At 54.7% G+C, this 19915-nt stretch carries 18 protein-coding genes; 13 read left to right on the top strand and 5 right to left on the bottom strand.

Features of this window, described 5'->3' with window-relative positions; genetic code table 11:
- Positions 1-34: 34 nt before the first annotated feature.
- Positions 35-1915: a hypothetical protein gene (locus C4J91_RS04315; RefSeq protein WP_019818088.1), complete on the top strand. Its 1881-nt coding sequence runs from the start codon at positions 35-37 to the stop codon at positions 1913-1915.
- The gene (locus C4J91_RS04310; RefSeq protein WP_024073377.1) at positions 1912-3867 is read left to right on the top strand and encodes a DEAD/DEAH box helicase; all 1956 of its coding nucleotides are present in this window, start codon (positions 1912-1914) and stop codon (positions 3865-3867) included. Before C4J91_RS04315 ends, C4J91_RS04310 begins: the two co-directional genes overlap by 4 nt.
- Before the next feature lie 255 nt (positions 3868-4122).
- On the opposite strand, the gene C4J91_RS04305 is transcribed toward C4J91_RS04310, so the two are convergent.
- From C4J91_RS04305 to C4J91_RS04285, 5 genes are read right to left on the bottom strand one after another with little or no spacing between them, the layout of a single operon-like run.
- Positions 4123-4671, bottom strand: coding sequence for an arsinothricin resistance N-acetyltransferase ArsN1 family B (locus C4J91_RS04305; RefSeq protein ID WP_008437347.1), 549 nt, complete (start codon positions 4669-4671; stop codon positions 4123-4125).
- A gap of 19 nt (positions 4672-4690) precedes the next feature.
- Positions 4691-5425 carry an arsenical resistance protein ArsH gene (gene arsH / locus C4J91_RS04300; RefSeq protein ID WP_008437348.1) on the bottom strand — a complete coding sequence of 245 codons (735 nt, stop codon included), beginning with the start codon at positions 5423-5425 and terminating at the stop codon, positions 4691-4693.
- Positions 5425-5895: an arsenate reductase ArsC gene (locus C4J91_RS04295; protein ID WP_008437349.1), complete on the bottom strand. Its 471-nt coding sequence runs from the start codon at positions 5893-5895 to the stop codon at positions 5425-5427. The genes arsH and C4J91_RS04295 overlap by 1 nt, the downstream gene beginning before the upstream one ends.
- 9 nt (positions 5896-5904) lie before the next feature.
- Positions 5905-7194 (bottom strand): arsenic transporter, encoded by a 1290-nt coding sequence (locus tag C4J91_RS04290; RefSeq protein WP_008437350.1) that lies wholly within the window; start codon positions 7192-7194, stop codon positions 5905-5907.
- A 22-nt stretch (positions 7195-7216) separates the two neighbouring features.
- The gene (locus C4J91_RS04285; RefSeq protein WP_008437351.1) at positions 7217-7567 is read right to left on the bottom strand and encodes a metalloregulator ArsR/SmtB family transcription factor; all 351 of its coding nucleotides are present in this window, start codon (positions 7565-7567) and stop codon (positions 7217-7219) included.
- 456 nt (positions 7568-8023) lie between these two features.
- Between C4J91_RS04285 and C4J91_RS04280 the strand changes: the two genes are divergently transcribed.
- From C4J91_RS04280 to pilM, 11 genes are read left to right on the top strand one after another with little or no spacing between them, the layout of a single operon-like run.
- Positions 8024-9181, top strand: a complete 1158-nt coding sequence (locus tag C4J91_RS04280; RefSeq protein WP_008437352.1) for a TcpQ domain-containing protein — start codon at positions 8024-8026, stop codon at positions 9179-9181.
- Positions 9181-10995, top strand: a complete 1815-nt coding sequence (locus C4J91_RS04275) for a PilN family type IVB pilus formation outer membrane protein (RefSeq protein WP_032899626.1) — start codon at positions 9181-9183, stop codon at positions 10993-10995. The genes C4J91_RS04280 and C4J91_RS04275 overlap by 1 nt, the downstream gene beginning before the upstream one ends.
- A gap of 3 nt (positions 10996-10998) precedes the next feature.
- Positions 10999-12330 (top strand): type 4b pilus protein PilO2, encoded by a 1332-nt coding sequence (gene pilO2 / locus C4J91_RS04270; RefSeq protein WP_124361238.1) that lies wholly within the window; start codon positions 10999-11001, stop codon positions 12328-12330.
- A complete protein-coding gene (gene pilP / locus C4J91_RS04265) occupies positions 12320-12892 on the top strand; it encodes a type IV pilus biogenesis protein PilP (protein ID WP_008437355.1) in 573 nt (190 codons plus the stop codon). Before pilO2 ends, pilP begins: the two co-directional genes overlap by 11 nt.
- A 12-nt stretch (positions 12893-12904) precedes the next feature.
- A complete protein-coding gene (locus C4J91_RS04260; RefSeq protein WP_008437356.1) occupies positions 12905-14464 on the top strand; it encodes a GspE/PulE family protein in 1560 nt (519 codons plus the stop codon).
- Positions 14454-15593 carry a type II secretion system F family protein gene (locus tag C4J91_RS04255; RefSeq protein WP_008437357.1) on the top strand — a complete coding sequence of 380 codons (1140 nt, stop codon included), beginning with the start codon at positions 14454-14456 and terminating at the stop codon, positions 15591-15593. The genes C4J91_RS04260 and C4J91_RS04255 overlap by 11 nt, the downstream gene beginning before the upstream one ends.
- Positions 15594-15618: 25 nt before the next feature.
- Positions 15619-16134 carry a type 4 pilus major pilin gene (locus C4J91_RS04250; RefSeq protein ID WP_173667485.1) on the top strand — a complete coding sequence of 172 codons (516 nt, stop codon included), beginning with the start codon at positions 15619-15621 and terminating at the stop codon, positions 16132-16134.
- 10 nt (positions 16135-16144) lie between these two features.
- Complete coding sequence (locus C4J91_RS04245; RefSeq protein ID WP_008437359.1) at positions 16145-17086, top strand: ATPase, T2SS/T4P/T4SS family; 942 nt, start codon at positions 16145-16147, stop codon at positions 17084-17086.
- Entirely contained in the window at positions 17076-18392 is a 1317-nt protein-coding gene (pilV, locus tag C4J91_RS04240; RefSeq protein WP_008437360.1) for a shufflon system plasmid conjugative transfer pilus tip adhesin PilV, read from the top strand. Before C4J91_RS04245 ends, pilV begins: the two co-directional genes overlap by 11 nt.
- Positions 18374-18760, top strand: coding sequence for a hypothetical protein (locus tag C4J91_RS04235; protein ID WP_124361237.1), 387 nt, complete (start codon positions 18374-18376; stop codon positions 18758-18760). Before pilV ends, C4J91_RS04235 begins: the two co-directional genes overlap by 19 nt.
- A 57-nt stretch (positions 18761-18817) precedes the next feature.
- Entirely contained in the window at positions 18818-19258 is a 441-nt protein-coding gene (pilM, locus tag C4J91_RS04230) for a type IV pilus biogenesis protein PilM (protein ID WP_008437362.1), read from the top strand.
- The last annotated feature ends 657 nt before the right edge of the window (positions 19259-19915 follow it).

The following is a 19915-nucleotide window of genomic DNA, read 5'->3' as shown; positions in this document are numbered from 1 at the left end:
ACAGTCCTCTGCGAAATTGCAGAGGAGGTCATGGGTGAGCGTACAGAAGAGACAATCGGTGGTGGGGCTGCGCATCTTAGCGCCGAAGCTGGAGAAGTTCTCAGACCGGCAAATTGAAGTCGCCCAGACCTGGGCTTTACAATTTAACGTACCGCCCTCCCAGCTGACCTCCTTCATCGATACCTATCTGAGTTCCACTGTCCATACTCGTTGCTGGTGCGTAGCCCTGCCCTCTACAGATGATCAAACACGGCGGCTCCTGGCCAGAATCGGCGATCACCTCCAGTACTTCGATGGTCATCAGGTTAAGGCCTGCAAAATCTTCAGCAAGGACCGCGTGCATAAGAGAAAACCCACCGCAATGGTGGCCCAGCAGCTACTGCTCAGGTTTGAAAAACGCTGGTATGCAGACGTCCTACTGACCTCCTTCTGCAAGTCTGCTGGAGAGAGGGCGAAAGCCCTTTCGATTGAAGATCTAGGAAGCTTTAATCGCCGCGGCTTCGATTGGACGGCGAGCAACAATCGGTACTTCAATCCCCGCACCCGATTTTACCTGAAGCAGATTGGCAGCACGCTGAAGCAGTTTTGCCAGTGTCTGGACCAAGAGCTTTTATTCGCCATTCGTTCAGCGCAATGTCCCTCACCCAAGCTCTATAACTGGCTGGCTCAAGGTGACCGAAAACGCCGCCTTCAGGCCCTAAAAGCCCAGCCAGTATTGATTCCACTTCTGGTACTAGCAGATCAATGGCCGTGGCCGTGGGATGGGCAGCAGCAGGTATACATGAACTGCCCATGGGATGAACTTCAGGCGTGGCGCCCATACTGGAGTGAGGACCGTTATTTGATTTCCGCTGAAGAGTGCCTGGTAGGTCGCATAGCCGACGCGGGCCTCCCCCTTTCCGACACACTGGCTTGGCTGCTACAGGCGCCGCGCGCTGCAGTGCGCTACCTGGGTCAACAGCGGGTATTCGATACCGGCAGTGCATTGACCCGTATCAGCCGCGAGGGGCCACAAGGACCCTGGCATCGACTGCTGCTGGGAGCCTCACTGGGCAATCGCCGTCCTCTTAAAAAAGCGCACTGGATCACTCTCTTCGCGCTGCTGGATAAAATCCCGTATCAACTGCTGGATCAAACGCAGGACTGGAACAGGCTGCTGTCAGGGTGTCCAACTGATTGGTCGGACGACAATTGGTCCAAAATCGCCGACGACTTTCGAGACCTGAACGAGCTCTTTAACAACGTTGATGAGAGCGACGGACCAGCTTCTGGTGAAGCACTGCAGAAACTCAAAAGCTTCATTGCTACTGCTTCCTATCACCAGATCGCCAGCTTGGTGAATGGCTTTCACCTCGCGTTGATAGACATCCGTGAGGCTTTAGATGCAGTAGATCCACAAACAAGAACAGACTCTTTAACGCCCTGGAAGCCGCTGCTTTATTCAACCAGCACACCCCTCGTGAGTCCAAATGGGCTGCAAATTATCGAACTGAAGTGCCCCGCCGATCTTGATGCGGAACATCGAGCGCTGGGCCATTGCATTGATGGTTACGACTACAGTGCTTATCGGGGCATCTGCCGTCTTTTTTCGGTTCGCGAAAACGGGAAATCGTTGGCCTCTGCAGAAATCCAAATGGATGAAAGTGCCTGGGGCGAAACGTTAGCAAAATTGACTCCCAAACACCTGGTGACGATACAACTGAGAGGGCTCCGCAATCGCACACCTAAGTCGGGCTCCAGGGTTGACCGGGCCTATCAATGGTTTTGGGCAAAGATCAAATCGGGTGAGCTCGCCATTAACCTGGAATGGCCCGACCAAACACTATCCATGTCGCGCTATACAAATCGAAACCGGAAAAAAATGCATGCCCAGGCCTGTGCGGAATGGATCAACCAACGATTGAGCAGGACATGAGTCGTCCACGTCTGATGAACCGCCGGCAGGACCTGGTCGAAAAAGTCATTTTTGACGGCTATGACTTCGGGGTCTTAATGCAATACGTTGAGGGTGCGAACCGGCTGTTTCTCGAACGTAATGGTTTCTATATTCGGCGTGCCGAGCATCCTCAACATCGCTATTGGCGATTACCAAAAGGCAAGTTGCTGGATGACCTGGATGTGCTCTTCCACCGTTTGATGGAGTTGTCCGAGGACCGTTTCAATGAAAGTTGGGAGACGTTTTCACATAAAATCACAGCCGCACAAAACGACCCAGATCGGCAGGCATTCACGTGGGGGCTGACCTTTCGGATAGCTCCACTCGTTCAGGGCGGGATCCTGCTGTCAGGTGACTACCATCCTGGCGCGGTCGCCGTTTCAAGGCGCATGCACGGCGTGTTTCTCGGGCATTCCAAGTCCTGGCGCATTGACGCTGGTGCGGAAGTGGTGCGAAGCAACTTGATCCTGGAGCTTGGATTGTCGGAGGATCAGTTCGAAATCCTCGACACCGTGCAAGAGCTGCTGACCGACGGATCCGTTGTTCCAGCTGATGAAATCACCCGCATCAGTCTTGGTGGACCGCCACAAGAGCGCGCAGCAAAAGCGGCTGACGATAGCACCTCAACCGATGTGTATTTAGCCGCGGTGCCCTCAATCGAGCGCACCGGGTCCACTACCGAACAGATTAACCAGGCATTGGCTGGTTATTCTTTACTGGACCATCAACCGGCAGGCATCCGGCACTTGCTACAGCGCACAAGCGCCTTGCTTGCGGATGACATGGGGCTTGGTAAAACTCGCCAAGCAATCATTGCCGCTGCAATCCGAGCAGCTAATAGACCCATCTTGGTTATCACCCTGTCGACGTTGATCATCAACTGGCAACGCGAAATCCAGATGGTGTATCCCAAGGCCACTATCGGCCAACAGGTCTTTGATCCCTCTTCGCAATGGATTATCACCAACTACGAACGCCTTGGCGATTTTGTTCTGCATGCAGGACACTTTGAAGTGATGATCATCGACGAGGCGCACCGCCTGAAAGAGCCGACCGCCGCGTGGACACGTCACGGCTTCGACATTGCCGCCAAGATACCCAACCGTTACCTGCTGACGGGTACGCCAGTCCTCAACCGAGAATCTGAGCTGCACACGCTGCTACGGCTATCCGGCCACCCCGTTGGGAAACTGCCCTTGAAAGAATTCTGCGAACAGTTCGCCGGCAGTCAGGATTTCCGCATGAATCTGCGGGGCGCAATCGGCGATTGGATGCTCCGTCGACGCAAGGATGTCTTGCCCGGTCTCAAGGGCAAACAGCGCCAAACTTTACCCATCGAACTCACTGCTGAAGAGCGCAAGCAATACGATCAAATTCGGCTCGAAGACAGGCCTAGCCTCGCCAGGTTGGGATCACTGCGTCAGTTGCTTGAGCAGGTAAAGATTCGTGTCGTAATGGATCTGCTGTGCGAACTGGACGCGGAGGACAAAGTAATCTTGTTCTGTGAGTTCAAGGATACGGTAGGAACACTTCGCACTCGGTGCAAGCAAGCTGAGTACGGGTGCGTCACGGTTGTCGGCAGTGACTCTGTAGGCAAACGGCAGAAGGCGATCGATCAATTCCAAAGTGATCCAGAAACCCGCGTCTTTGCCGCCACTACCTCCGCTGCCGGCACCGGCAACAACCTCACTGCGGCCAACTATGTGATGTTCCTGGGCCTCCCCTGGACGCCTGGACTGCAGGACCAGGCTGAGGACAGGGCCTACCGCAATGGGCAATTGCGCATGGTCGTGGTGAAAATCCCGCTGGTGGAAAACACAATCGACCAGATGCTTTGGCAAATGCTGCAGGATAAGCGTCAGTTGGCAAGTGACCTCATTGAGCCCGACGCGGCCGGCAACGCGAGACAAGCATTGGCGACCAATTTGTAGATCTGCGGTATATCACTGCTTCTTAGTGGCTGAGACCTTGTAAACGTACTTGGAACCATTACTTTTGTTTTCTGGAATCTAATAGGCCTCCCCATCGGCAACAATAGTTTCGTTCGATATCTGCAAACTTCCGAAAGTGGCAAATCTATTTCGATTTTACCCACTTTGCTCGTATTCATTTCGAGGAGTCGAACATAATTGACTTTGTTACGTATTAGAATCTTCCCATCGCTCATAATGGCCGTCGAGACCCATTCAGAAGAGACTGATCTCACTGAAAGGCACGGACAGTTTTGGCGGACTCGTTGAATCCAGCGCGATACGCCAATATCCAACATCATGCCAAGCGCCATGCTTGAATCCTACTTCTGGATACGTACCGATGTGAGCGAAGCCTAGTGCTTCATGCAGCCCCACGCTGCCATCGTTTGGCAGCGCGATCCCGGCAAAGGCTGCGTGAAACCCTTGCCTTTTCAATGTCGGCAGCAACACGCCATACAGTGCCCGGCCGACCCCGCTACGGTGCGCTTCTGGCGATATATAAACGGTGACGTCGACCGACCAGCGATAGGCCTCACGAGCCCGGTGCTGACTGGCATATGCATAGCCGATGAGCTGGCCGTCTCGCTCCGCTACCAGATACGGGTAAGTCGGCAAAGTCGACCCAATCCGCTTGGCCATCTCTTCGACTGTGGGCGGCTCAAGCTCAAACGAAATCGCCGTATGCTCAACCATCGGTGCGTAAATTGCCTGGATGGCTTGAGCGTCCGAAATCTGCGCAATCCTTACTGTGGTGTTGCTCATCCTCTATCCCCTTGGTCGCTCAAATCGATCTTTGATTGACTCGTTTCGAGAGTGCTTCGGCGCTTTCCTTGCGCTCCGAATAGCGGTCTACCAAATACGTTTCCCGGCCCCGAACCATCAGCGTGAACTTCATCAGTTCCTCCATCACGTCCACAACACGGTCGTAGTAGGCGGATGGCTTCATACGCCCTGCGTCGTCGAACTCCAGAAAGGCTTTGGGTACTGACGACTGGTTTGGGATGGTGATCATCCGCATCCAGCGCCCGAGGATCCTAAGCTGGTTTACCGTGTTGAAGGACTGTGATCCACCGCAGACCTGCATGACGGCCAACGTCTTGCCCTGGCTGGGGCGGACAGCGCCCAACGTGAGAGGTATCCAGTCTATTTGGGCTTTGAATACAGCAGACATTGCACCGTGACGCTCTGGCGAACACCACACCTGTCCCTCTGACCACAGAACCAGATCCCGCAGCTCTTTAACCTTTGGATGGTCTTCCGGAGCGTCATCAGGGAGAGGCAGACCCGAGGGATCAAAGATGACGGTCTCGGCTCCCATTAGGGTCAGGATGCGCGCGGCCTCTTGGGTCAGCAGCCTGCTGAAAGAGCGCTCACGGGTTGAGCCATACAGCAACAAGATGCGTGGTTTGTGAGTCGGTTGCTCGTTGCCTTGCAGGCGATCCAGTGTGACGAAGTCGATTAGCGACTGATCCAGATTAGGTAGATCCAGGCTGCTTTCCGAGGAAAATTCGTCCATTACAGTTCACCTATTTGATCTAGCTCGCGCTTCAGTTCCTGCGGTGTGAGCGCCGAATGATCCAAGCTGAAGAATGCCTCGAAACGCTTTTTAATCTGGACGACGGTCGCGTCAAATGCGGCTTGGATGTCGCTGTCTGTGCCTTCTACATCGGAAGGGTCGGCGAGGCCCCAGTGGCTTTTGACAGCAGGCCCGAAATAGACCGGGCAGGGTTCGCCTCCAGCCTTATCACACACGGTGATCACCACATCCGGTGGTGAGTCCGAAAACACCTCTGAGCCTTTGCTGTAGAGATCTGTGGTGTCGATACCAAGCGCTTGCAACGTACTCACGGCGCGTGGATTCAGTTGTCCGCTTGGGAAGCTGCCCGAACTGACGGCGTTAAAACCGCTCGGGGCCAGGTGGTTGAACAACCCCTCCGAGAGAACGCTCCGGCAGCTGTTTGCCGTACACATAAATAGCACTTTCATGGGTTTCTCCTAGACAGGGATGCTCAGCCGCGACGCCAGTGCCACCAGCGTTACCAGCAAGATAGGGAGGGTGAGGATGCTGCCGACTTTGAAGTAGTAACCCCAGGTGATGCGGATATTTTTCTGCGCTAGCACATGCAGCCACAGCAACGTGGCCAGGCTTCCGATGGGCGTGATCTTGGGGCCAAGATCGCAACCGATGACGTTGGCGTAGATCATGGCCTCACGTACCAGTCCTGTAGCGTCGCTGCCCTGAATGGACAGAGCGCCGATAAGCACACTCGGCATGTTGTTCATGATCGAGGACAACAGCGCAGCGGTGATACCGGTGCCCAAGGTAGCGGCCCATAGGCCATGCTCGGCAAATATGTTCAGCAGCCCCGAGAGCGAGTCGGTTAGGCCAGCATTACGCAGGCCATAGACCACCAGATACATGCCCAGCGAAAACACGACAATTTGCCAGGGCGCGTCCTTGATGACCCTTCTCGTGGAGATGATTTGGCCTTTACCTGCGATGACCAGCAGGATCATTGCACACGCAGCAGCAACAGCGCTGATGGGGATACCTAACGGCTCCAGTGCGAACAGACCAACCAGCAGCAGGCCAAGTACCCACCAGCCAGCAATGAAGGTCGCCCGATCTCGAATCACCGACTCCGGGGCCTCAAGCTGATCCGCGTCGTACTGGGCGGGAATGTCCTTGCGATAGAACATCCAGAGCATGAACAGTGTCGCGGCCACGGCCACTAGGTTCACTGGCCACATGACAGAAGCGTATTCACCGAAACCCACGCCAAAAAAGTCTGCCGAAACGATGTTCACCAGGTTGGACACCACCATCGGCAGACTGGCGGTATCAGCGATGAAGCCTGCGGCCATCACGAATGCCAAGGTGGATGCCGGGCTGAAGCGAAGCGCCGTCAGCATCGCGATGACGATTGGGGTCAGAATCAGTGCGGCTCCATCATTGGCGAACAGTGCCGAAACGGCTGCACCGAGCAGGATCATCAGCGCAAACAGACGTCCGCCTTTGCCCCGACCCCAGCGAGCGACATGAAGCGCCGCCCATTTGAAGAATCCCGCTTCATCGAGCAACAAACTGATGATGATCACAGCAATGAAGGTCGCGGTAGCGTTCCAGACGATGTGCCACACAACCGGCACATCCCCTAGACTTACGGCGCCAGTCAGTAGTGCCAGAACGGCACCCGCTGCCGCGCTCCAGCCGACACCTAACCCCTTGGGTTGCCAGATAACAAAGACGAGCGTAACTACGAAAATCGATGCTGCGATGAGCATGAGTATGTTCCAGATCAGGATGTCAGCAGCAGGAGGCTTGGCGCACGGGTCTGTCTTCCATGGAAGCCAGCCGTCCTTGATGGTCGTTAACCCAGGACTGGTGTGCCTGCGTAGTGACGTTCAGAACATCCAGTGCCCACTGTTCAAGCTCGGGATGCAGCCGGTAGTAAACCCACTGACCCTGCCTCCGATCTGCGAGTAACCCGCAAGCACGCAGTTGGGCAAGATGCCTGGAGACCTTCGACTGGTTATCGTCCAGTGCCCAGATTAACTCGCACACGCACAACTCACCCTCAGCCGAAAGCATGAGCATGATCCGGGCGCGAGTTTCATCACCCAAGCACTTGAAGAATGTGTGTGGTGTAAGGCTCATAAGCAATCGCTCTGCATATGTGGATAATCGAATATGCAGATTTAACCACGTTCAGCCTGCTTGCACAAATGCCTGTGGCGGGAGTTAACGATGGGGATCAATGCTCACCGGTCGACCACAGGGTAACGACCAGGAGGGATTAACAATCGCCTCAGCACGCGGACGGAGATTTGATGTTCGAATGGATGTTCGCTGAACGCGATTTTGGATTCATTACTCTAGGCGTAATGGCAGGATAGCTGGTCAGGTCGAATGCAATTGAGTGGTCAGCGTGAATGCAAATGAATGCTCAGCGTGAATGGAAATGGGTGATCAGATACTAGGTAATTTTCCACCTCGGTCGCGTCATCTTTGTATAGCCTATAAATACCTATAGACGTAGTTTTCTATTTCCTACTGCGCAGCTGGTACCAGCCTGTCACCGTTCCCCTATCATTACAGGGGGCCTCTCGGCACATGATCAGGCACGTCACCACGCTCTCGCTTCTAGCGTTAATCGCCAGTTGCACGACCCAAACGGCGCAGACACCCAAGCCCGCTTTCGACAGCAGTCGCAATCCGGACATGTTGACGCCAGACCTCTATCCTGGCGGCGCCGTTCCTGAAAAAGAACCAGTAGTGCGCTATGGCCGCTACACCCTCGTCAGCACGCTGCCAGATTCTGGCCAACGTGACCTGATGGCTCAGATTATCGACATCAGCATTCCAGCCAACATGCACCCAAATGTGCATGAGGCCATGCAGTACGTGGTGGACCGTTCAGGTTATACGCTTTGCTCGGCAGACTCTGGCCACGTCAACATCCTTTACACCCGACCACTCCCAGCAGCCCAATATAAACTTGGCCCTATGACCCTGCGTAACACCCTGCAGGTGCTCGCAGGTCCGGCCTGGCAGGTGAAGGTCGACGAGGTCAACCGTCAGGTGTGCTACGTCCTGCGCCCTGGCTACCAGCTCCCGGACTCTCCACGTCCTGCATCAACTCAGATTGCTCAACTCAACACATCGACAGCTGCACAGCCTATCGCAGCGAAGAGCAATAACAATGATGCGGGCAGCCAAGTAGTAGTCGCCGCCGTTCCCCAAACAGCGCCTTTCACAACAACGGCATCAGCCGCTACCCCTGTGGCGAACGCTGCACCAGCCAAAACCGTGGCCCCTCCTACGGTGATTACCAAGGATGGCTCTACAAAACAAACGTCTGCCTTGCCGACTCAGAGTCCGGCCTCGACTTCGTCCAGCAACCCAGATGCCAAGGCCGCTTCAACTCCGAAACTGGTCACCGCGCCGGCCGCAGTTTCTGCAGCGCCAAAGCCGGTTGCGACGGACATTGCAGCGCCGAAGCCGCTGGCCCAGACATGGACGGCTTCAACTGGCTCAACCCTTCGTCAAACCGTCGAAGGCTGGGCTGAAAAAGCGGGCTGGAAACTGATGTGGCAGGTCGATGATTTGGATTACTCAATTGACGCTCCACTTCGATTTGAGGGCAGTTTCCAAGAAGCCATTGGGTCGATTTTCCCACTCTACGACTCGGCTCCACGGTCCTTTCTGGTCGATGTGGTCGACAGTAACTCCTCACAGCGGCTGATTTTTATTACAGAGAGGAACAAATGATGACTGCTCGTCTCTGGATCAAAAGCACAGCCTTGTCACTTATCGTCGCACTGGTGAGTTCCTGTTCGCTGCAGCGTGTGAATGAATCGGCCAGCCGAGCTGAAAATGACGCTGCGACAGCCTCTCAATACAGCCGATTTCTGAGAAATCAGCAGCAAGAGTCCGCGCGCGCTACGGTGGTGTTCAGCGACAAACCATGGGTATCCAAAAAACCGCTGGTCGCCAAGCGTGGTTTACCGCTGACCATGGATTGCGACATCACCTATCGCCCCTCATATAACGTTGGGATCGCTGAGATCGCGCAGTACATCACTAGTGAATGTGGTGTACCGGTCATCGTAGCCCCTGACGCAATCGACCCAAGTGTCCTTTCCAGTTCGACGCAGGGCAACTCAGGACCTGCAGTTCCACCTGGTTTGGGCTCTGCCGACAACCTGACCAACTTCATGCCCGCCGGCGTCATCGGCAATGTTCCGAGCAACGCCCGCTCAATGAATTCGATTGGGCTGACTGCGCCCAACACATTCCCCATTAAGTACAGCGGCAAGCTGTCAGGGTTGTTGAATCAAGCGACCTCCCAGTTAGGCTTAGCGTGGAATTATTCCTCCGATGATCGAAGCGTGCATGTCACTTACTTCGACACCAAGACGTTCGACGTCTGGGCATTTGGTGATGACCAGGTCATTGAAAGCACAGTGAAGTCGGGCTTGCTGACTGCTACAGGCAGCGGGAGCAGTTCCGGTGGTGGTGGCGGCGGATCTTCGTCGACAGGTGCATCGGGTGAATCAGGCAGCAACCAGAGCACCACCGTTACCATCAAGACCTCGCTGATCGGAGACATTGAAAAAAACGTCAAGGCGATGCTGAGCCAACAGCCCCAAGGTCGGATGTTCCTCTCGCGTTCCACTGGCACCCTGACGGTAAGTGATCGACCAGAAGTACTCTCAAACGTTGCTAAATACCTGAATTCGATCAACAGCAGTATCACCCGTCAGGTGTTGTTCAACGTCAAAGTTTTCGAGGTAACTCTCACCGACACAGACCAGACCGGCCTGGACTGGACGGCTGTCTATACGTCCTTGAGCAACAAATGGGGCTTTTCGCTGAAGAATGCCACCACCGGCATAAGCACGGGCGCGGTGTCGGGCTCGTTGAGTATTTTGGACACGTCGAAGTCTCCTTGGGCTGGCTCCAACTTAATCATCAAAGCACTTTCCGAACAGGGCCGAATCTCGAACGTTCGCTCGCCGTCGGTCACCACGCTGAATCTGCAGCCGGCACCCATCCAGATCGGCAACGTAAAGAGCTATGTCGCATCAAGCTCGACAACCACCACGGCTTCCGTTGGATCGTCTACTTCGCTCACCCCCGCGACTATCACCAGCGGCTTCAACATGATGTTGCTCCCTCGAATCATCGACCAGGACAACATGTTGCTGATGATCACCCTGAGCATGAGTAGCAAACCGACCTTCACCACTTTTACGAGCAACGGCTCCAGTGTCCAGACAGCGGATTACGACACCAAGAACCTGTCGCCCAAGGTCAAATTGCGCAGCGGTCAAACCCTCGTACTGACTGGTTTTGAGGAGAACAGCGAAAACGCAACCAAGTCTGGCGTAGGTGATCCTGGATTCTTCGGTTTGGGCGGCAGCCGTATCCGCACCACAGGGCACAGCGTACTCGTAGTGCTGATTACTCCTGTTGTTGATAGCGAAACAGGCAGCCCCAGCGCGGTGATTTCACCTGCTGCCAACGAGCCTTGGGGCTCTTGCCATACCCCACTGCTGCATTGCACAGGTTCCAAGGGGTAAGCCATGGTTGCGGAAACCTCAAAAAATGCACGCTCTGCTCGAGTCCAGGTACTCCAGTATCGTGGAAAATCATTTGTCACCGGTCTGCGCTGGCATCCGCTGGGCAGTGTCACCGGGCACATGAAGGAAGCGCGCCAGTACGGTCGTGAGCACCACCTCGACATTGTCGCCATTAGAAGAACACCAGCCATTATTCAGGCAGGTTTTGTAGCGCGCAGCGAGGAGGTCACCAAAGGGATGTACTCGCTCGCGGCCACCCTGGCTGGACAGCTGGGGGACTCATGGATCGCGGCCTGGAAAACTGAGAGCGAGATTGACCAATATGCCCTCGTTGCTGTGTATCAAGGTGGCGTGATCTCTGGCTGCGACATGATCGGCACTGGTGCTGAGGTCCGCCGCCGAGTCGCGCAACAACGCAGTCGTGGGATCAACTTCGACAACGAGTACCTGCCCCCAGAGTTCGATATGGGCGGTCAACCACTGGACGTGGCAGAGCTACTTCAGCCGTCGCATCTAAAACGCGAGTACCGGCTACGGCCACTCGTCTTTGGGCTATCCAAACCAGAACTTGTGCAGCTGGCGGTTCTTGGCGCGCTGATCGCTGCCGGCATCATCGGGTGGGCTCAATGGCAGAGCCATCAGGACCAAATAGCCAAAGAGGCGGCTTTCCAGGCTGAACAGCAACGCCTGGCAGAGTTGGCCAGACTGCAAAAAGAATCCGGTATGGAACAGACGCCCCAAGCGCTTGAACACCCTTGGGCCAAACGTCCATCTGTTGCAGATTTCCTGGAGGGTTGCAGCAACGTCATTTATCAGTTGCCTCTGTCCATTCAGGGATGGCAGTTCACGAGTGCCGTCTGCGACGGCGCACAGGTTTTGTCCTCCTATAAGCGCTCGGGCAATAGCACGGCCGACAAACTGATACAGGCGACGCAGGGCCACTTTTCTGATCGGCCGGCCTTCTTTGACGAGGGCAACTCGGCCACGTTGAAATTCGACATCTCTCTACCCGCAGCCGGTGATGAGCCTCTAAAAGACGCCATCGTGATGTTGGCGAACCTGTCGTCTTGGCTGCACAGCTTCACTCAAACCCCAGTGCTGAAAGAAGTGCCGGTCGTTGTGCCCATTCAACCAGCGATACCGGGCCAACCTGCGCCACCGCCGCCCCCACCGCCTCAATGGAAGCAATTCGAGCTGAGCTATGCCACTGGCATTACGCCGCTGGACTCATTATCCGGCGCACCCAGTCAGGGCTTACGGCTGCGCGAAATCACAACCAAATATGAGACCGGCCACCTTGTCTGGTCAGTAATAGGTGACCTATGTGCGAAATAAAGCGCTGTGCTTTTTGTGCTCCATCCTTGCGTTAGGGGCACCATCGAGCTGGGCAGATGAGAACACCCTATCTGGGGTGAACGTCGGCGAGCTGGCCCAGATTCAAAGCCAGACGATCTTGTTGAATGCCAAAGCCGAGAAGGCCAAGGCCGAAAGATCGATCAAGGGCGAAGACCAAAGTGCGACGACGCAGCCGTCAACTGTGTTTTTTTCTCAAGGAAACCTCACACAGCCGGCTGCAGCCTCGGCGCACAGCAGTGATACACAGTCTGACTTGCCTGTCGTGAAAGCGGTATTCGGCTCAGCAAAACGGCTGCGTGCGACTCTGCTCTACAGCAGCGGATTTGAAGTAGACGCAGATGCCTCATCTCGGGAGTTACCCGGTGGCTATCGCATGGCCATCCTCTCCGTCGAAAACGTGACCCTCGAGCGTGGCGGTAAGCGCTACCCCCTCGGCTTTTCCAGTACGCCCCCGGCCAGCTTGAGCAACGTTAACAATTCAGCCCCCAGCATTACCCCATCAGCACCTATGCCGCCTGGTCTGATCCCTGGCCAACGTTGATTGAGAAGTTCGATGACGATCCTGACTGAAAAACCAGATGTCATAGAGCCTGACAGTGATGAGTCTGCTGCAGTCCTACTGACGTCGCACCAAACACTGCTGACGGCCCCTGGTGGACCGTTTGAGCTGAAACCCGAGCTGCGTCAACTATGTGCGTTGACCAGCGATGGGATTTTGTATGTGTCAGCCCAACACCAAACGGATGCCTATGTCATGGCATTCGAGGACCAGCTGGAACACGAAAATCACCACTTTGAGGTCAAGGTCTGCTCGATGAGCACAATCAAGGCACTCTACCGCGCCAATGATGATGCAAATGGTAAAGCACTATCGGCGACTGAGACGAAGCGCCAGGCCCAGGTGGTGCAGCTTTTAGGAGAAGCCCACCGGCGCAATGCCAGCGACGTCCACTTTGTCGTAGGTCACGATATCACTCGAATCTTCTTTCGCATCCACGGGCTCTTGTGGGAGGCAGAGCAGCACCAGAGCCAGGTGGGCATGGAGCTCTGCTCGTCCCTCTACAACAGCATGTGCGATGTCGCGAAAGACCACTACCAGCCGCAGGTGAGCCAGGACGCCAGGGTAAAACGCGCCTATGTCGACCAACTCGGTTTGTTCGGTGCCCGAGTCGCCACTCGGCCGCTCGTAGATGGCCCTCTGATGGTTTTGCGTCTGCTGTATGACGACAAAACCAAAATGACGCTTAGTGATCTCGGTTTCCTGACGCAGCAAATTGATGCATTCAGCCGCATCCGCAGCTTGCCTTATGGGGTGAACCTGATCACTGGACCCACCGGTTCCGGCAAATCGAAGTCGCTGCAGGTAAACCTGAACCTCTTGCACGAAGAGTGCGGTGGAACAAAACACATTCTGACGATGGAAGATCCACCTGAATATCCACTTCTCGCCAATCAGTCACCGCTGGGCGCCGGTGAAACCTGGAATGACGGTATCACCAATTCCATGCGACTCGACCCTGACATTCTCATGTATGGGGAGATCCGGGACCTTGCATCAGCACAAGCGGCTTTCCGCGGCGGTATGACTGGTCACCTGGTGCTGACGACACTGCACACCAACAACGCTGTAGCAGCTCTTCAACGACTGATCGACATGGGTGTAGACCGACACCTGGTTACTGATCCTGCACTGATGACAAGCGTGGTCAATCAATCCCTTTTGCCCGTGCTGTGTTCCCACTGCCGCGTCCCCGCACGCGAGCATCTCGGGCAGCTCAACAGTGCGCTGGTGCAGCGCTTGCGCGATTTGGAAGCGATTGATGAGACCTACCTCAAAGGACCGGGATGCCCGCATTGCAAAGGCTTGGGCATCACCGGTCGCACGGTGGTTGCGGAAACTTTGCTCACCGACCTTGAGTTCATGCGCGTTTTCAATGGGCAGGGTGCAAGTGCGGCACGTCGCCACTGGGTCAAGGAAATGGGCGGTATTACCAAGACCGCACACACGATCATCAAACTGAAACAAGGATTAGTAGACCCCCGCCACGCCGAAATGACGGTGGGGCCGTTGGACTTTGACCGGCAAATCCTGGAGCTCGCTCATGCTGAGTGACGTCAGAGCGATGCTGAATCGTTGGGCAGAGACCTTCTATGCCAAGCAGTTTGGCAAAAACGAAAGAATCCAGTTCTACGAGAGCCTGATGGGCATCCTTGAGGATGGTGTGTCGCTTGAGGACGCACTGCACACGGTGGCCAGAGCATTCAGCGATAACGGGCAGAAGCTCCATCCAGTGTCCCTTGCCTGCAGGGATATCGCGCAATCGGTAAAAGGTGGGAAATCGCTGAGCATTTCCTGCGAAGGCTGGGTTCCCTATGACGAGAACTCTTTGATCGCTTCCGGGGAAGACACCGGCAACCTGGTGCAGGCATTTCGGGACTGCGTGAGGATCATCGAAGTACGTCAGCGGATCAGCAAACTCGTAGCGTCCGCCACCGTTTTCCCCTCCGTGGTGTGGAGCGTCATGGCGGCGTTGCTGTATGTGATTGCAGTGTGGATGGTGCCCTCCATGACACGACGCTCCAACCCCGAGGCGTGGACCGGCGTGCCGGCCTTCCTCTATGCCCTATCGAATTTCGTGACCCACTACGGGCTAGTGACGCTGATAGCTGTAATCGTCTTCATCCTCATATCGATCATCACTCTACCCGTGTTTTGCGGCCTTCAGATTACGGCCGCCAGCCCTTCGTGGAAGCTGCAGTTGAACAAGCTGCTCCAGGTCCTGCGAGTCCGAGCAGAGAGGCTCCCGCCTTGGTCAGTCTACAAGGCGCTCCACGGATCGATCTTTCTGCTCAACATGGCTGTGATGCTGCGCTCCGGCATCAACCAACTAGATGCGCTGACCTCTCTTCAACGCAATGCCTCTCCATGGTTGAAAGAGCGCCTGAGCGCCATTCATTACGGAGTGAGCGCCGGCAAAAACTTCGGTACCGCATTGAAGCTTGCGGGTCATCAATTCCCAGACCCCATGGCGATGCATTTTCTGGAAGTGCTCGCCACCCGCAAAGGCTTCGCTGAGTCGATGGAACGGTTTTCCAACCGGTGGCTGGAGCAAACGCTTCAGCGCGTCGAAGCCATCGCCAAATCTCTTATCGGCATGTCCTCCATGGCCATGGGGGTCATGATGATTCTGGTAGTGATCGGGATCTTCCAGTTGGCCGGCAATGTGACTGCAACGCTTTAAATCAAACCTAAATGAGGTACTGGAAATGCCAACAAACACTCCAAACAACCAACGCGGATTTCTCTCCCTAGACGGGATGTTCTGGTTGATGCTGATCGCGGTGGCACTTGGTTTCATCGTGTTCATGGGCTACAGAACGTTCGGCAGCTCGGACGTCACTATTGAACAGAGCAATCTCGGCACGTTGCTGAGCAATACCAAACGACTGAAAAGCACCACGGGTTACGCCACGGCAGGCACCAACTTAGCGCCTTCTTTGATCAACCTCGAGGCAACTGGCGGCATGAGCATCAACGGTAATGCCCTGTCCAACCGCTGGAACGGCGCAGTGACCGTGATGAGCAACGGCATGACCTTCACCATCACAGAATCCAACCTTCCGAAAAATGCCTGCATCACCCTTGCCTCGAACATGGCCAAGGACAAACAGACAACTACGGCGATCAACGGCGGCACTGCAATTGCCGGCGAAATCACTGCGGTGGCAGCTGCGACCAGCTGCTCCTCGGACGCCAATACCATCGCTTGGACTTCGTACTAAGGAATTCAGTGTGAGCGTGATCTCTGATGCTGAATTCGTCGACCTGTACCTCGGCGATGGATTTGCCGACGCCAAAGGTCTCCCTGGGCAGGCACGAAGGGTTGAAGCGCCCGCCGAATGGCGGGCAGACCTTGAGCGCTTACGGGCGCAGTGCGAGGAAAAGCACAAGGCAACCCAGGATCCAGAGTTCGCCCTAATTGAAGATGGCGTCGTCCTTCGTGTAACCCAGTTGCTGGATTTGAATGGCAAACCTGTGTTTGTCGTAAGCAAATCCTCAGTCCAGATCCGTCCATTGGACATGCTGGGTCTGCCCGACTATCTGCAGGACGCGCTGATGAGTGACACGGTTCGCGGCCTGATATTCATTTGTGGGGAAATGGGCACAGGGAAAACCTCCAGTGCTGCATCACTGGTGAAAGCTCGCCTTGAGGCCTGGGGAGGCATTTGTGTGGCTGTCGAGGATCCTCCAGAACCGTTTTTGAATGGTCGGCATGGCAGTGGGCGCTGCATTCAAGTTCCGGTCTCTCGCCGGATGGGGGGATACGAGGAAGCGTTGATTCTAGCGCTGCGCACAAGAGCCGATTTCCTGTTCGTGGGAGAAATTCGCGACAGCTCGACAGCAGCACAAGTAATTCAAGCCTCGATCAATGGCCATCTCATCATCAGCACAGGCCATGCAGGCAGCGTTACTCAAGGCATTGAGCGTATATCAGCCCTGGCTCAGCCGTTACTCAATAACGCCCGAGAGCTGCTCTCCAAGGGGCTAGTGGCCGTTCTTCACCAGTCCTTATCAAGCGGCAACGAAGGGAGTCGTCGATTAACCCTGCAGAGTCTGCTGTTCACGGGCGATGACGGACCGGGCATCCGAGAGAAAGTCCATGCAGGAAAGATCACGATGCTCGATCACGACATCGCTCACCAATCATCAAGGAGTCTCTGGAATGACCAGTAGGAACAAGCAGCGGGGCTTCTTGAGCTTGGACATGGCGATCGGATTGGCCGTTTTCTCCGTTGTCGTCACTTTGGCGATCGCATGGCAAATCAAGCAGATGGATTCTCAGGACTATCGAATTGCGGCTGATCAACAGAGAACCATTTCAGAGGCATTGGCCAAATATCTGAAGGATAACTACAGCGTGGTGCTGGCCAACGCGGCAGCAACCGTACCGGTGCAAATAACCGTTCCGATGCTCGTCAACACCAACTACCTTCCTGCGGGTTTCAGTCCCACTAACGCCTTTGGGCAGACCATTGTCGGCCTCGCCCGGAAACCCAACGCCAATCAACTGGAAGTGATTGTGGTTACTACAGGTGGGCAGACGATTCCTGAAATGGGTATTCGAACCATCGCTGAAAATCTCGGAGGACCTGGTGGGTTCATCTCTTCTGCCAATCCGAACATCGTCCAGGGCGTGCGGGGTGGATGGCAGGTAGCACTAAGTAACTATGCTATAGCTCCTGGCCCAGGACATACAGCTAGCGCACTTTTTCTTATGGATGGAGCGTTGGCTAATGACTATCTATATCGAAACGCTGTGCCCAATCATCCAGAATTCAACACGATGAATACTGATATCACGATGGGCAACCACAATATTAACAACGCAGGAAATATCACAGCGTCAGGCAACATAACAGCTAACGCCGACATTACAGCTCGAAACGTTATCGCCACAGCCAATGTTAATGCCGCTACTGCAACCATTAACGGTGATACCAGCACAGGTGGTTGGTTCAGAACACGTGGTGACACAGGCTGGTACAGCGAAAAATGGGGAGGCGGGATTTATCAAAATAGCCCCAACTGGGTCCAAGTTTATAACGACAAAAACTTTTCAACCGGAGGTGAACTATGGGGTGGAAAGATAACCTCGACGGGCAAGATAACGGCCTATGATCGCATTCAGACAAATGAATATTTGTCCCTGGGAGGCATAGCTACCGAGGGGCAACAGTGCAGTGACCGAACCCTTCTTGCAAAAAGCGCCGCGGGAATAACGTTGTCCTGCGAACAAGGCTTATGGAAAAGACCAGGTGGGTGGGAATTCCAGCTGATCCAGGGCACCTGCCAGGCGCCTGCCAGAGGAAGTGTGACCTGCTCCCTTGGCGACACTACATGGAAGTCGTGCTCTTTAACTGGCGCTTTTGGCATTGGGGATAGTGAGACTGGGTACATCTTCAGAAATGCAAGTGGATGGTTTCTCTCCACATCTCGACTTTCCTGGCCAGGTCTTTTCTATTGGAGCTGCTTCAAATAAAGCATCCATTTATAAATTCCAAAACGTTTTATAGTATGTCTATGGGGATTATTGCAGTGCAGACGCTTGAGAATAACGTTGAGTATAGTGCTGGAGAATTACAGACCTGGCTAAGCACCCGAAGCAGGATATGCTCAACTGTGCTATGGCGTCGCGCACTAGAAGGAAAAGAGGCATTCGAGGTCGGCGAGTTCACTTACAAGTTACAACCAACGGCCTCTGGTCGTTATTTAGTAAAAAAGATCGCCACTATGGAATTAATCAATCCACAACGCAAACCAATGAGCATCAAGCGAGCCGCAAAGTGGACTGTCATTGCGCTTGGCTTAGTAGGAATTTGCTTAACATTGATTATCCTCACGAAATAGTTTTGTTATTGACGCGTAGGTGGTAACAACCACCGTTCTGTGGATGGAGCTCATATCATGACAATGCAATGGCTCGTTTTGATGATTGTGCTCATTGCCTCCAGCATTTTCATGGAGAACCAACATCAGGACCAACGTACATCCGACTACGCTACCCTCGACTCGCTGGGTCGCGGCTTTCTGGTGTACCGATCTGCCGCTACCGAATATGCCCAGGCCAACCCGGGCTTCAGCGGGGTACCGAGCGATTCTGCGCTCAACCTACCTGGGTGGTTTGTGAAACCTGTGGGCGTAGGTTCTTACATCTCATCAGGAACGGCCTATACTTATTTTGATGGGGTTGCACCGTCAGGCTTGCCTTCTGTGCTGGTAGACCTGACAAAGACAACGACCGTTGGTTTTAAGCGTTCAGGAATGCTGATTTCACAGATAACTGGGGCGACCGGTATAGCAATTCCGTCCCCTGTTCCCGAAGGTGCGGTCGTCGCCGTCAATTAGTCTGAGTCGACCGACTTTGAAAGACGCCGGGTTGCATAAGCTCCGGCCTATCAACATAATGATCACAACAACGTTTCCACCCCGTTGGCTACTGGCGGTCATCAGTAGCGCCCGGTGATGCGGCTTGCCTCATCACCAACCCCAAAGCACGCATAGCTCCGGGAAGGGCGTGCGGACCTGGTTCAGAGCTCTCCCTGTGTCTCCCTGTTCAAGCCAGACACGCAGCCGTCTAACTCGTGAATTGCGAGTTCAAAGGCACATAGGGCTCTGTTGAGGTTCGAAGCACCGTAGTCTAAGGGCCACACTGGTGTTGTGGCCCACACTTTTTAAAGCTCACACAATAGGTAGCCTGATCATCTTGCAAAGGATGATCAGGCTACCTATTGGTAGCTGCTTTTCCTTGCCGGTGGCCCGCCGGCGAAACGCAGGGCTCCCTTTGTGCGCGGATGCGTGCCTTATGCTAGCTGGCCTCAGCCACGATAATCGGCCAGGTGTTGGAAGTAAGACGTTCAGATCACAGCCCAGGGATCAACAACGCCTTCATCCCGCACAGGTGGTATTTTTTTCTGAAAGACGCTACTTACTACATCCGAGAGTGACTGTTGACCCAGCTACTCTCGGTAGCTTCTCCTGTCGACCTGAACCTTCTTTGCCCTC

Origin of the sequence: Pseudomonas sp. R3-52-08 (assembly GCF_003851745.1) — a bacterium.
In the GTDB taxonomy this organism is placed as follows: Bacteria; Pseudomonadota; Gammaproteobacteria; order Pseudomonadales; family Pseudomonadaceae; genus Aquipseudomonas.
The sequence above is the reverse complement of the archived record's forward strand: the minus strand, read 5'-3'. Positions and strand labels throughout refer to the sequence as shown.